This is a genomic window from Cycloclasticus sp., assembly GCA_040743155.1.
Lineage (GTDB): Bacteria > Pseudomonadota > Gammaproteobacteria > Methylococcales > Cycloclasticaceae > Cycloclasticus.
The window spans coordinates 1,081,358-1,094,596 of sequence record JBFLJU010000001.1 but is presented as its reverse complement, the minus strand read 5'-3'; the positions used below and the strand labels follow the sequence as shown (position 1 = coordinate 1,094,596).

At 42.9% G+C, this 13,239-nt stretch carries 13 protein-coding genes; 11 read left to right on the top strand and 2 right to left on the bottom strand.

Features of this window, described 5'->3' with window-relative positions; translation table 11 throughout:
• The first annotated feature begins 27 nt into the window (after positions 1 to 27).
• From AB1Y31_05265 to AB1Y31_05255, 3 genes are all read left to right on the top strand, one after another.
• Positions 28 to 891 carry an SDR family oxidoreductase gene (locus AB1Y31_05265; protein ID MEW4982573.1) on the top strand — a complete coding sequence of 288 codons (864 nt, stop codon included), beginning with the start codon at positions 28 to 30 and terminating at the stop codon, positions 889 to 891.
• A 15-nt stretch (positions 892 to 906) separates the two neighbouring features.
• Positions 907 to 1,743: a CoA transferase gene (locus tag AB1Y31_05260; protein MEW4982572.1), complete on the top strand. Its 837-nt coding sequence runs from the start codon at positions 907 to 909 to the stop codon at positions 1,741 to 1,743.
• A gap of 230 nt (positions 1,744 to 1,973) precedes the next feature.
• Positions 1,974 to 3,176 (top strand): NnrS family protein, encoded by a 1,203-nt coding sequence (locus AB1Y31_05255; protein MEW4982571.1) that lies wholly within the window; start codon positions 1,974 to 1,976, stop codon positions 3,174 to 3,176.
• 99 nt (positions 3,177 to 3,275) lie between these two features.
• Here AB1Y31_05255 and AB1Y31_05250 read toward each other — a convergent pair whose 3' ends face one another.
• The gene (locus tag AB1Y31_05250; GenBank protein ID MEW4982570.1) at positions 3,276 to 3,974 is read right to left on the bottom strand and encodes a nitroreductase; all 699 of its coding nucleotides are present in this window, start codon (positions 3,972 to 3,974) and stop codon (positions 3,276 to 3,278) included.
• A 223-nt stretch (positions 3,975 to 4,197) separates the two neighbouring features.
• On the opposite strand from AB1Y31_05250, the gene AB1Y31_05245 reads away from it, so the two are divergent.
• The 4 genes from AB1Y31_05245 to AB1Y31_05230 all read left to right on the top strand — a co-directional run bounded on the left by AB1Y31_05245 (position 4,198) and on the right by AB1Y31_05230 (position 8,228).
• Positions 4,198 to 4,944 carry an electron transfer flavoprotein subunit beta/FixA family protein gene (locus tag AB1Y31_05245; protein ID MEW4982569.1) on the top strand — a complete coding sequence of 249 codons (747 nt, stop codon included), beginning with the start codon at positions 4,198 to 4,200 and terminating at the stop codon, positions 4,942 to 4,944.
• Entirely contained in the window at positions 4,944 to 5,882 is a 939-nt protein-coding gene (locus tag AB1Y31_05240; GenBank protein MEW4982568.1) for an electron transfer flavoprotein subunit alpha/FixB family protein, read from the top strand. The genes AB1Y31_05245 and AB1Y31_05240 overlap by 1 nt, the downstream gene beginning before the upstream one ends.
• Positions 5,883 to 5,961: 79 nt before the next feature.
• A complete protein-coding gene (locus AB1Y31_05235) occupies positions 5,962 to 7,614 on the top strand; it encodes an electron transfer flavoprotein-ubiquinone oxidoreductase (protein MEW4982567.1) in 1,653 nt (550 codons plus the stop codon).
• A 2-nt stretch (positions 7,615 to 7,616) separates the two neighbouring features.
• Entirely contained in the window at positions 7,617 to 8,228 is a 612-nt protein-coding gene (locus tag AB1Y31_05230) for a TetR/AcrR family transcriptional regulator (GenBank protein ID MEW4982566.1), read from the top strand.
• Between the two features lie 57 nt (positions 8,229 to 8,285).
• Here the strand turns inward: AB1Y31_05230 and AB1Y31_05225 are convergent, their stop codons facing one another.
• Positions 8,286 to 9,674: an MmgE/PrpD family protein gene (locus AB1Y31_05225; GenBank protein MEW4982565.1), complete on the bottom strand. Its 1,389-nt coding sequence runs from the start codon at positions 9,672 to 9,674 to the stop codon at positions 8,286 to 8,288.
• 149 nt (positions 9,675 to 9,823) lie between these two features.
• Here AB1Y31_05225 and aliB point away from each other — a divergent pair, with 149 nt between their 5' ends.
• The 4 genes from aliB to AB1Y31_05205 are packed head-to-tail and all read left to right on the top strand — an operon-like array spanning position 9,824 to position 13,218.
• Positions 9,824 to 10,978 (top strand): cyclohexanecarboxyl-CoA dehydrogenase, encoded by a 1,155-nt coding sequence (gene aliB, locus AB1Y31_05220; GenBank protein ID MEW4982564.1) that lies wholly within the window; start codon positions 9,824 to 9,826, stop codon positions 10,976 to 10,978.
• Between the two features lie 24 nt (positions 10,979 to 11,002).
• Positions 11,003 to 11,794, top strand: a complete 792-nt coding sequence (locus AB1Y31_05215) for an enoyl-CoA hydratase/isomerase family protein (protein ID MEW4982563.1) — start codon at positions 11,003 to 11,005, stop codon at positions 11,792 to 11,794.
• Between the two features lie 36 nt (positions 11,795 to 11,830).
• Positions 11,831 to 12,613: a 2-ketocyclohexanecarboxyl-CoA hydrolase gene (gene badI, locus AB1Y31_05210; protein MEW4982562.1), complete on the top strand. Its 783-nt coding sequence runs from the start codon at positions 11,831 to 11,833 to the stop codon at positions 12,611 to 12,613.
• 2 nt (positions 12,614 to 12,615) lie between these two features.
• Positions 12,616 to 13,218: a transferase hexapeptide repeat family protein gene (locus AB1Y31_05205; GenBank protein MEW4982561.1), complete on the top strand. Its 603-nt coding sequence runs from the start codon at positions 12,616 to 12,618 to the stop codon at positions 13,216 to 13,218.
• The last annotated feature ends 21 nt before the right edge of the window (positions 13,219 to 13,239 follow it).

Sequence of the window (13,239 nt, the reverse complement as noted above, 5' to 3'; positions counted from 1 at the left end):
TTTAATCAATTATAAAAGGCTTTAAATATGGGTTATCAATCAGATTTACGTCCTGGTTTATTCAGCAATCGAAATATTATTGTGACGGGTGCCGGCAGTGGTTTTGGACGTTGTAATGCACATGAGTTGGCATCTTTAGGTGCTAATGTTTTATTAGTAGGCCGTAAGATTGAGAAGCTTGAAGCCGTCCGCGATGAAATTATTGAAGACGGTGGAATTTGCGACATAGGCAGTTGTGATATCCGTGATGAAGAAGCTGTGACGGAGCTTGTTGCCAAGTTCATTGCTAAACACGGTGAAATTTATGGTTTAGTTAATAACGCCGGTGGGCAGTTTCCATCGCCTTTAGATAAAATCAGTAAAAATGGTTGGAATGCTGTGGTAAACACAAATCTAACTGGCGGGTTTTTAATGGCGCGAGAAGTGTATAAGCAATCAATGTCAAAACACGGTGGTTCAATAGTTAACATTGTGGCTGATATGTGGGGTGGCATGCCGGGTATGGGGCACTCAGGTGCTGCTCGAGCTGGTATGGCTAACTTCACTCAAACAGCGGCATATGAATGGGGTCATGCAAATGTACGAGTTAACGCGGTGGCTCCAGGCTGGATAATGTCGAGTGGTATGGATACCTATGGCCCTGAATTTAAAGCTGTTTTGCGTACATTAAAGGATGCTGTGCCATTGGGTCGATTAGGTAATGAGGCTGAAATCAGTGCGTCTATTTGTTTCTTATTAAGTGACTCGGCCTGTTATGTAAGCGGCACGACAATTCGAGTCGATGGTGCAGCATCACAAGGTAATACGGCTGTTTACCCTTTACCTAAGGTGATAAATACATCACCATTTGCGGGCTATCATCGAGAAGTAACACCTGACCTTTTTAAATAAAACACTTTAAGATTTATGTATAAGCCATTAGAAAATATAACTATTGTTACCTTAGCGTTGAATTTACCAGGGCCCTTAGCGGCTAAGCGTTTTGTTGATTTAGGTGCAACAGTTATTAAGGTTGAACCACCACAAGGTGATCCGTTTGAGCAATATTGCCCAAGTTGGTATGCCGAGGTTAACCGTGGGCAGCAACGAGAGAGGATAGATGTAAAGTCAGCGCAAGGAAGGGCTCGGTTAGACCAGCTACTATTATCTGCAAGTTTGCTATTAACTGCCCAGCGTCCAGCCGCATTAGACCGGCTTGGACTTGGTTGGGATGCATTACATAAACAGTTCCCAATGTTAAATCACGTTGCGGTGGTGGGTTATCCCGCACCTAACGATAATCATGCAGGGCATGATTTAACCTATCAAGCAGCACTAGGTTTATTGAGCGCTCCTCACATGCCGAAAACATTGGTAGCCGATTTAGCAGGGGCAGAGCGGGCAGCTTTTGAAGGACTGGCAGCGATCATGGGGAGTAAAGACGGACAAGAAGGGCGGCAAGTGTTGGTGGCGTTATCCGATGCTGCGGATTATATGGCACAACCCTTTGTACATGGCATGACTAGCGAAGGTGCCTTGTTGAGTGGTGTTCTGCCTGAATATTCTTTATACGAAGCGCTAGATGGTTGGGTGGCTGTTGCAGCGCTGGAACCACATTTTAGGGCGCAATTTAAGCAGCAACTAGAACTGGAGTCACTGAACAAAAACGATGTTGCGCAAAAATTAAAGCAGAAATCAGCTTCTGATTGGGTGGTTTGGGCTAACCAACACGATATTCCACTTGTGGAAGTTAAAAAAACTTAGTGGCAGTACTTCAGTAGCGGTATGTCACTAAGTTAATGTTTATAACCGACGGATAAACTCTCAGTGGCCCACAAGTACTTTGTTGTAAATAAGTTCTAGGCTTTTAATTTCATATTAAGAGGGTCTCTCATTACAACGCTTTACTAGAGGCTAGGAATAAAATTTGAGGGTGATAATGCGCCGATAAACTTTGCTATACTTCTTTCCTTTCTTATACCTTTATATGGATCATGACAGGTTTAAACCAACAGCCTCCGACGCAAACTGTTAAAGCTAATTTTTTTGTGTTGGGTTTTCGCCCATTTTTTTTAGCCGCTGGAATATTTTCAGTTGTATCGATGTTGTCGTGGCTAGCAGTGTACGTGTTTTATGTGCAAATTCCACTGCTTGGGCTTGCTAGCCATTATTGGCATGCGCATGAAATGATCTACGGCTTTGCGATGGCTGCTGTTGCAGGCTTTTTACTTACCGCAGTTAAGAACTGGACAGGCGTTCAAACAGTCCAAAATACACCCTTATTGATACTTGTTTTAATGTGGTTCGGTGCGAGGATTAGTATGTTGTTAGGGGTGGATTTTTTTACTGCTGCTGCAATTTTTGATTTAAGTTTTAGTGTGTGTTTATTTGTTGCTGTCTTGCTGCCAATATTGAAGGTGAAGCAATGGCGGCAAGCTGGAATTGTGTCTAAAATATTTCTATTAGCCGTTTGCAATATGTTGTTTTACCTTGGCTTATTTGGTGTTCTTGAGAAAGGCGTTTATTGGGGGCTTTATGGTGGATTGTTTTTGATCTTAGCGCTTGTGTTAACGATAGCGCGTCGAGTGATGCCGTTTTTTATAGAAAAAGGTGTTGATTACAACGTTCAATTGAAAAACTCGACATTTTTAGACTCTTCAAATTTATTTATATTTCTAGCATTTGCTCTTGCTGAGGTATTTGTTCAAGATGCAAGGATAAGTAGTTATTTATCGACTCTTTTATTTGTCATTTCATGTGTTCGTCTATACAACTGGCACACGATAGGTATTTGGAAAAAGCCACTATTGTGGGGTCTATACAGTTCCTTTATTTTTATTACGCTGGGTTTTTTGCTGTTTGCCTTACAACCATATGTCAATCTAATAAGTCGTTCTCTTGCATTGCATGCTTTTACGGTGGGTGGTTTTGGGTTGATCATTCTCTCTATGATGTCGCGCGTGACGTTGGGACATACTGGACGAGGTGTTAAACAACCTTCACGCTGGGTGAGTATGGCGCAGTGGCTAATATTGGCAGCTGTTATATGTAGGGTGTTTTTGCCGTTGGTGTTGGAAGGGGTTTATGTGGAATCGGTTTTTATTTCGCAACTTCTTTGGATAATGGGATTCGCTCTGTTTGTTCTGGTTAACTACCCTTATTTAACGCAACCTAGGGTGGATGGTGCAGAAGAGTGAATTTGAATGCCCGAGGTGCATTGTTCTACTTAAGTGAAAGAGGTGTTTGTATAACAACTAGCGCTACCGTAACGTGAGTAGCGCTAGGTTTTATAAAATTTAATCAGCCCATGTGGTAAAGCTATTGACATCATCACGGCGTGTGCGGTATTTATTGACAGCTTTATCAAGATCAGGGTAACCCAGTGATAAGCCGCAAATAAGTGAATACTGGTTTGATACACCCAAAATATCACGAACGATATCGGGGTAATCACTGGTTGATGCCTGTGGGCAGCTGCCTAAACCATGTTCGCGAGCAGCCAACATAACGCTTTGTAGGAACATGCCCATATCGAACCAAGATCCTTTGCCCATTACTTTGTCTATGAAGAAAAATAAACTAACCGGAGCACCAAAAAAACGGTAATTAGCTAAAGAAGCTTCCATTCGTTTTTCTTTATCTTCTCGGCCAATATCTAAAGCTTGATATAAATCCATACCGCATTGAAAACGTCTACCCTTAAATGGTTCAACCCATTCTTCTGGGTAATAGAGGTAATCAGGGTTGGTTTTTATACCATTATTTGCAGCGTCTAATAAAGCATTTGATATGGCTTGTTTGCTTTTACCTTGTGCCACAACGACTTTCCATGGTTGAGTATTTGTACCAGAGGGAGCCCATTTAGCTGTGTCTAAGATTTGAGTGATAACCTCTTTAGAGACAGCCTTGTCTTGAAAAGATCGTACTGAAATCCGCCCTTCAATCGCTTCTTTTATATTCATTTTACCGTTTACGTTGATTTTAAAATAAAGCATGTTATCAGCTAATGCCAAAGAAGATAAATTAAAACTCGAAGAAAAACTCCAGTAGATTGGAGTGATTAAGACGAAATGTTTGAGGATGTGATGTACAATTTATCCCTTATAGCTGAGGGGTTGAGTTGTAATAAGTATTGGCTTGAGAGGCATGTAAACTATTAAAAAAAACTAATGAATGTTAGAATATAATTTGAGAACAAATCATAAAAAAGGTGAGTAGATGAAAATTTTAGTGGGTGTTAAGCGCGTTGTAGATTACAACGTTCGTATACAAGTTAAGACTGACGGATCTGGTGTTGCAACCGATGGCGTGAAGATGAGCATGAACCCGTTCGATGAAATTGCTGTTGAAGAAGCATTACGCATCAAAGAGGCAGGCAAAGCAGATGAAGTTATTGCTGTAACGATTGGCCCAAAAGTATGTCAAGAACAATTAAGAACAGCCCTTGCGATGGGTGCTGATCGTGCTATTCATGTTCAAACAGATGATGAGATTCAACCACTCACAGGCGCCCGTATACTGAAAGCTCTGGCTGATAAAGAAGAACCTAAGATCGTCTTGCTAGGTAAACAAGCTATTGATGATGACAATAACCAAACAGCTCAAATGTTGGGTGCGTTATCACACTGGCCACAAGCTACATTCGCATCTGAAGTTGAAATCAATGGTGATACGGCGCTTGTAACTCGTGAAATTGATGCCGGCCTTGAAACATTATCTGTCGACTTACCGGCTGTTATCAGTGTGGATTTAAGATTAAACGAACCGCGCTATGTTAAGTTGCCAGATATTATGAAGGCAAAACGTAAACCCATTGAAACACTGACCTTGGCTGATATTAATGTAGAAGCCGCGCCTTCGGTCAAATTGTTAAAAACATCTGCGCCAGCCAAACGTCAAGCAGGTATCAAAGTTGAATCTGTTGATGAGCTGGTTGCAGCATTAAAAGAAAAGGGGTTGATCTAATGAGCAAAGTATTAGTTGTTGCAGAACATAATGGAAGTGATTTAAACGGATCAACTGCACGTGCTGTTGCTTGTGCAAGTGAACTTGGTCTTGATGCGGTTGATGTGGTTGTATTAGCATCTGATGGCGCTTCAGTTGCAGAGCAAGCGGCAAAATTAACAGGTGTTTCAACGGTATTGCTGGTTCAAAACGCTGCTAATGAGCACGCAGTGGCTGCATTGCTAGCGCCTCAAATCGAAGTGTTGGCGTCTGATTATAGTCATGTCTTCGCACCGAGTACGACGTTTGGTAAGGACTTAATGCCACGTGTAGCGGCTCACCTAGGCGTGCCACAAATCAGCGATATTATGCGTGTTGAGAGTGCGACTGTATTTGATCGTCCTGTATACGCAGGTAATGCTGTCGTGACGGTTGAAGCGCCTGAAGGCTTGGTCGTTGGTACGGTTAGAACTGCTTCTTATTCAGCAGTGACGGACGAAGGTTCTGCTAGTGTTGAAACACGTGAGGTATCAGCTAACTTACCATCACATACTCGTTACGAGGGTCTAAAAACGAGTGGTGGCGGTGATCGTCCTGACCTTCAAGCGGCTTCAAAAGTTGTTTCTGGTGGTCGTGGTGTTGGTAGTGAAGAAAACTTTAGTGCTATTTACAGCTTAGCTGACCACTTAGGTGCGGGTGTTGGTGCATCAAGAGCGGCTGTTGATGCTGGCTTTATCCCTAATGACCATCAAGTGGGTCAAACAGGTAAAATTATTGCACCAGAACTGTATATGGCATTTGGTATTTCAGGTGCAATTCAACATCTAGCCGGTATTAAAGATGCTGGAACAATTGTTGCCGTTAATAAAGATGCTGATGCGCCGATTTTTGAAGTGGCTGATTATGGTCTAGTTGGTGATTTGTTCGAAGTGATTGAAGAGCTTAAAAAAGCCCTGTAGACACTTTGTAAGATAAGAAAAGGTGTCAGGGCTAACAGTAGCGCTGACACCTTTTTTCGTATTAATTTAGGGGGTTATTATGGAACGTGAATCAATGGAGTTCGATGTTGTTATCGTCGGCGCAGGACCTGCTGGTTTATCTGCAGCATGTAAATTGATGCAGTTAGCACAAGAAAAAGAACAAGAATTAATGGTTTGTGTCATCGAGAAAGGTTCTGAAGTGGGGGCGCATATCTTATCAGGTGCAGTGTTAGAGCCCACTGCCATGAATGAGTTGTTTCCTGACTGGAAAGAAAAAGGCGCACCATTAAATACAGAAGTAAAAGGTGATGATGTCTATTACCTAACCGGCGAACAAAAAGGCATTAAAACTCCTGGGTTCTTAGTGCCTAAGCCGATGCACAATGAAGGTAATTATATTGTCAGCATGGGTAATGTTTGTCGTTGGCTGGCTGAACAAGCTGAAGGCATGGGTGTGGAAATTTTCCCAGGCTTTACCGCGTCAGAAGTTTTATTTAACGATGATGGCAGCGTTAAAGGAATTTTAACGGGCGATATGGGTGTGGCTGAAGATGGCAGTGAAAAAGATAGTTATATGCCGGGTATGGAATTACTGGCTAAACAAACTATTTTTGCTGAAGGTTGCCGTGGCCATTTAGGTAAAGAATTAATGCAAGCGTTTAACTTGCGTGACAACGTGGACCCACAACACTATGGTTTAGGCATTAAAGAAATTTGGTCTATCGATCCCGACAAACACCAAGAAGGGCTTGTAGTCCATACGGCTGGCTGGCCGCTTGATAACCATACTGAAGGCGGCGGGTTTCTCTATCACATGGAAGGTAATCAAGTTGCACTTGGTTTTATCATCGCATTGAGTTACACGAACCCACATTTAAGCCCTTTTGACGAAATGCAGCGTTGGAAACTTAATCCAAAAATCGCACAATTCCTAGAAGGTGGTGAGCGAGTTGCTTATGGCGCACGTGCAGTTAATAAAGGCGGTTTACAGTCAGTGCCTAAACTCAGTTTTCCGGGCGGCTTACTAGTAGGTTGTGATGCAGGATTTTTGAACGGCGCAAAAATAAAAGGCAATCATACGGCGATGAAAACAGGTATGTTAGCAGCCGAAGCAATTATGGAATCTATGCTAGCTGGCGATATTGCAACGAAAGAACTAGGCTTAATGGATGAAAAATATAAAGCCTCTTGGGTGTTTGATGAGCTTCATAAAACGCGTAACTTTGGCCCGGCCTTACACAAATTTGGTACCTTATTGGGTGGCTCTTTCGCTTGGCTAGATCAAAATATTTTTGCAGGTAAAATGCCGTTTACTTGGCATAATACTACGCCAGATCACGCTACCTTAAAACCTGCGGCTGAATGTGAAGCACCTGTTTATCCAAAACCGGATGGTAAAATCACCTTTGATAAGTTGTCGTCTGTGTTTCTTTCTAGCACCAATCATGAAGAAGATCAGCCGTGCCACTTAAAACTAACAGACCCATCTATACCCATTAGTCAAAACTTACCACTTTATAATGAACCAGCGCAGCTTTATTGCCCAGCAGGTGTCTACGAAGTCGTGGTAGATGAAGAAGGGAATAAAAAGTTCCAAATAAATGGCCAGAACTGTGTGCACTGCAAAACATGTGATATTAAGGACCCGGCTCAAAACATCACCTGGGTAACTCCCGAAGGTGGAGGCGGCCCGAACTATGGGAATATGTAACCATGTCTGCAGCAGAGGAAGGTAAGGCTAAGAACAAAGTTAAAAAGACGAGAGAAAAAATCTTAGATGCGGCAGCGTCTCTTTTTAGTCAACAGGGCTACAATGGTACTGCATTAAGGGATATTGCAAGTGCTTTAGATATGAAAGCGGGAAGTCTTTATTACCATTTTGATTCTAAAGAGCAACTGGTTCTCGAAATACTAAAGATCGGTCTTGAAAATATAATACAGACCGTCATTACACGCGTTAATGCCTTACCTGAAGGCAGCTCAACAAGAGAGGTGTTGATTGCAGCAGCGAAAGGTCATTTGGTTGCGTTGCTAGAAAAAGGTGACTATACGTCGACCAGCATTCGAAACTATGGGCAAATGCCGGCTGCAGTTCAAGAAGAAGGCCTTCTTATACGCGATAAGTACGAAAACATGTGGCGTAAGTGGCTCATTGCTGCGCAAGAGAAAGGCGACATAAAAGCGTCAGTTGACCTGAAGATATTAAGGTTGTCACTTCTTGGATCGCTGAATAGAACGCTCGCGTGGTATGCGGTAGGTGAGAAGTCGATCGATGAAATTGCTGAAATTCAAGTAGGTTTTTTTTGGGACGGTATCAAAGGATAAAGCATGTAACCGAATAGCGTAAACCATGGTTTACGCTATTCGGTTAAGTTATAAACTCTATAACTGGCTTGTTAATTCGCTAACACTAGCAAAAGATGTCAAGTTCAAGATTGAAGCCTTAATACGCTCTGCTTTTTCTTGAGATAAGGTGGGCTGGCAATTAAGGAAAAACTTATTTGCTATGACTTCTGAGCTCAACGGTCTGTCAAAACAGCCTCTGTTTTTATGCTCCCTATGCTTTAGTGTACGGCCATCTTTCAAGTGAATATGAACTTCCCCAGAATAGTACGTTGGAAACCCTGAGTTAGGGTCCACTTCATAGTGGACTTTTTTTGCCAAGTCAGCGACAACCTTGTCTGCTAATGGTTCAGGTTCTAGGTCTTTTAAGGTGAAATCATGGCGAACCAAAGCAACAGCTACTAGGTAGGGAACACTAAATTGAGCTTCATAAGCACAAGTTGGTGATTGTTTATTTTCAAGAGGCTCGCAAACAGTTTTAACGACTTCTTCAGGAACAAGAGCGGTAATGCTTTCAATTTGCTCGACGGTTAATTGGTGTTCTTTAGTTAATATCAAAGTGGCGTCAATAGCGGCATGTGTAAAATGACATGATGGGTAAGGCTTAACGCCAACATTCATTACTTCCCAAACCTCGTTTAATCCAGCGGTTGCTAAACTATAATCGCAGCCGGGTTCAAGACCAATTAGGTGGCTATTGTATAAGCCAAAACGGCCTTCATACGGCAAGCTAGGGCCGATATAACCGGCCTTAGCAAAGGTCGCTGCCATAATGCCGGATACGGCTGCCCAACCTGGGTGGTAACGTTTGGTCCAAGCGCCATCTTCTAAGAATTCAAAATTACCAGAGGCCATGCTGAGTGCAATACCCTGCGCCATCGTCATTTCCTCTATTGATAATTTCATCAGTTTTGCAGCAACAAGACTACAAGCAAATGCGCCAGCAATACCGGTTGGGTGATGACCTACCTGGTGAAAGGCTCCTTTTGCGACCATACCAAGCCGTGCGCCAACTTCCATACCGACCATGTAGGCTGCTAGCATCTCTTCACCGGTGGAGTTTTGCTTTTCGGCAACGGCTAAAACACAGGGCCAAACGGCAGATGTCATATGAACAACACCGGCAACATGTGTGTCATCAAAATCCAAGCCATGAATGAGTAGCCCATTTGCCAGTGCAGCATCTCGGTAGGCCATTTTCTCACCAGTGCCTAACACAATATGTTCACCGGGCTCGTCGAATAAGCGCAAAGCTTCTAGACCCTTTTTACTAAATTCATATTGGCTAGAAGCATAGGCGATACCGGTGCCATCAAGAATTAAGTGCAGTGCGTATTGCTGAACATCTGAAGGTACTTGGGCTAAATCAAAGTTGTAAGCAAATGTCGATAGTTCGGTTGAAATTGTTCGTTGAGGCTGTTCAGTCATAGTGTTAGTTATCCAATGATAAAAAATATTTATTAAATGAGAAAAATACCATAAATAGATTTAAATTTCTTGTAAAATCTAACAATTGTTAGTATTTTAGTTGCTTGTATTTTCATTGTAGAAAATAAACATTAATTTAGGAGATGTTTGTGGATTTTAGTTGGTCGGAAGAGCAGTTAGCCATTAAAGAAACGGCTCGTCGTTTTGCCGAAGATAAGTTATTTCCAGAATATCAAAATAACGATAGCAAGCATGCTTTTGACCGCTCCATGTTAAAAGAAATGGGGGAGCTTGGTTTGATTGGTGCGGAGCTTTCTGAAAAATATGGCGGGCTTGAATTGGGTTATGTCACCGCCGGCCTTATTACAGAAGAAATTGCTCGTGCAGATTTTAATGTTGCATACGTACAGATACTGGCTGGTTTGAATGGTGGCATTATTGAAAAGTTTGCTGCACCACATTTAGCCAATAAATGGATCCCTAAAATTATAGCTGGTGAAGCGTTATGCGCAATTGCACTAACAGAACCGAGTGCCGGTTCAGATGCGGCTAACCTAAAACTAAAGGCCGAGCGGAAAGGCGATGTATACGTACTTAATGGTGAGAAAACATCTATTTCTGTCGCAGCCCAGGCCGATGTGGCGGTTGTGTTCGCTAGAACAGGTACGGTTGAGGAGAAAGCTAGAGGTGTGTCGGCCTTTTTGGTACCGCTAGATAACCCAAAAATTGAGCGGACACACTTTGATGATTTAGGCGAATCTATTGTTGGCCGCGGGTCTTTGTTTTTTGATGACGTTGAAGTGCCTGCTGAAAACATTCTTGGTGAAGAAGGACTTGGTTTTATTCAGGTTATGCAAGGCTTCGATTATAGCCGTGCGTTGATAGGACTAGAATGCTTAGCAGCAGCCAAAGTGTCTGTTGAGGAAGCTTGGGATCAGGTGAGTACACGAGAGGCATTTGGGAAAAAAATATCTAAGTTTGAAGGCGTTAGTTTCCCGTTGGCAGAGGCAGAAACCTTTATTGAAGCCGCTAAGCTACTTTGTTACAAAACCTTATGGTTAAGAGACCAAGGTAAGCCGCACACAGCAGAGGCAGCAATGTGTAAATGGTGGGCACCAAAAGTATCATTTGAAATTATTCATAATTGTTTGCTAGCCCATGGGCACGGTGGCTACAGTAAGGATTACCCAATTCAGCAACGGCTGCGTGATGTATTGGGGCTACAAATTGGTGACGGCACATCACAAATACAAAAAATCATTATCGCGCGTGAAAAGATTGGTCGCGACGGCGTACCTTATTAAATAAATAGAATATTAGGAAACCTAATGTCAGAAAATGTAGTTATTTCAAAAACTGAAGGCCATGTTGGCTTAATCATCATAAACAGGGCGGATAAATTTAATTGCTTATCGATGGAGGTCCATCAAGGGTTGCAAGATGCTCTGCTGGCGCATGAGGAGAACCCAGAGGTTCGCGCTATTTTATTGTGCTCAGAGGGTAAACATTTTTGTACTGGTGCGGATCTAGATGAAGTGCAAACAACCATACAGGCTGATGATAAAGATGCATTGCAGTTCTTTGTCGAACTGGGACATAAAACATGTGCGGGTTTTGAACAAACATCGCTGCCTGTGGTTGGTGCTGTGCAAGGCTTTTGTTTGGCTGGCGGTTTGGAAATATCGCTTGGTTGTGATCTTATATTTGCAGCAGATGATGCCGTATTCGGCGATCAACACGCGAATTACGGCTTGATTCCTGGTTGGGGTGGAAGTCAGCGATTACCCAGAATTATTGGCTTTCGTCGAGCCTTAGATTTAATGATGTCCGGTCGCCGTTTAAAGGCTAAAGAGGCGCAACAATGGGGCATGGTGAATTACTTAGCGCCTGCCGATGAGTTACGTGATAAAGCACTTGAATATTGCCATTTGCTCGCTTCTAAGAGTGCAGAAGGCCTCGGAATGATGAAAGACCTTGCGTATTCTGGCGTTGATCTACCCTTAGAAAGCGCACTCAAATTAGAACAAAATGAAGCTGTTAGGGGTTTGAAAAGTGGGGATGTGAAAGAAGGGCTTGCGGCCTTTAATGAGCGCCGCGAACCAGTTTTTAAATCACGCTAATTTTATAAAAACTAACAATAGATTAAGGAACAAAGAATGGATTATCAGGACATTACGTATGAAGTTAAAAACGGTGCAGCATACGTCACCATTAACCGCCCCGAAGTATATAACGCGTTTAGAGGTATTACCTGCGAAGAACTCATCCATGCACTAACGAAAGCGGCTTGGGATAAAAGTATTGGCGTTATCGTTTTATCAGGTGCGGGTGATAAAGCTTTTTGTACGGGCGGCGACCAAAGTGCTCATGAGGGCCAATATGACGGACGAGGCATGATTGGTTTACCTATTGAAGAATTACAAACGATTTTGCGTGATGCGCCAAAACCAGTAATTGCCATGGTCCAAGGCTATGCCATTGGTGGTGGTAACGTCTTGGCGACTATTTGTGATATGACGATTGCGTCTGAAAAAGCGGTCTTTGGTCAGGTAGGGCCTAAAGTAGGTTCAGTTGACCCAGGGCATGGCACGGCCTATTTGGCGCGAGTTGTTGGCGAAAAGAAGGCGCGTGAAATTTGGTATATGTGCCGAAAATATTCCGCACAAGAAGCATTAGAAATGGGCTTGATAAACAAGGTTGTGCCACATGAACAACTGGCAGATGAAGTGCAGAAGTGGTGTGATGAAATCATGGAAAAAAGCCCAACCGCGTTGGCTATTGCAAAACGCTCTTTTAATGCAGACAGCGAGAGCATTCGTGGTATTTCATCGTTGGGTATTCAGACCCTTCAGTTGTACTACAACACAGAGGAGTCCCAAGAAGGCGTTAAGGCGTTTAACGAAAAACGTAAACCTGATTTTCGTCAGTACAGCCAATAAAAATGGAAAAAGTATCGCAGCCTCAAGTATTTGCTATAGATGGCGTTATACCGGTCATCCATCCGTCATCGTTTGTTGATTCGAGTGCGGTTGTAATAGGTGATGTAACCATTGCCGCGAATTGTTATATAGGCCCAAATGTTGCCCTTCGAGGCGATATGGCTGCTATTGAAATTGGTGAAGGCTCGAATATTCAGGATAACTGCACACTTCACTGTATGACCGGCATTCCTACCATTGTTGGTGCTTGGGGGCATATTGGTCATGGTGCTGTGGTGCACAGTGCGCAATTAGATACAAACGTATTAGTCGGAATGAATGCAGTGGTGATGGATGAGTCGTTCGTTGGAAAAAATAGTGTAGTGGCCGCGATGGCATTTGTGAAAACAGGTCAACAAGTCCCAGCAAACACCCTTGTAGCTGGCATTCCGGCGCGTGTAGTACGAGAACTGTCGAGTCAAGAAATCGAATGGAAAAAGGCGGGTACAAGGTGTTATCACGAGTTGGTTGAACGGTGTAAATCCACACTTAAGCGTGTCGAACCGTTAACGGAAAAAGAACAAAACAGGCCTGCATTGCAGGTCAATATGGTGGCAAAAAAATAACTGCCACTGTTTACAATTTAA